The 266-nt window shown below is 53.0% G+C and carries 1 protein-coding gene; it reads left to right on the top strand.

The annotated features are described in order from the left end of the window. Positions 1-63: 63 nt before the first annotated feature. Positions 64-266, top strand: a 203-nt coding sequence (locus NZU74_20905) for a 3-isopropylmalate dehydratase small subunit (protein ID MCS6883781.1), incomplete at its 3' end; no start/stop codon positions are given.

Below are 266 nucleotides of genomic sequence, written 5' to 3'. Positions count from 1 at the left end.
TGAACTGACAATCAGCAATCAGCAATCAGTCAGCAATCAGCAATCAGAAATCAGAAATCAGAAATGCCCCAATTTACTACTCTGACCTCTCGCTTGGTTGCGCTGCCGATCAACGACATTGACACCGACCAGATTATCCCGGCGCAATTCCTGAAGGTGACCGACAAAGCCGGGCTGGGCAATGCACTCTTCTTCAACTGGCGCTACAACGCCGACGGCTCGCTCAACCCTGACTTTGTACTGAACCGGCCTGAAGCGCAGGGCGC

This window comes from Chloroflexaceae bacterium (assembly GCA_025057155.1).
Classification (GTDB): Bacteria; Chloroflexota; Chloroflexia; order Chloroflexales; family Chloroflexaceae; genus JACAEO01.
This window is presented reverse-complemented; position numbering and strand designations above follow the sequence as displayed.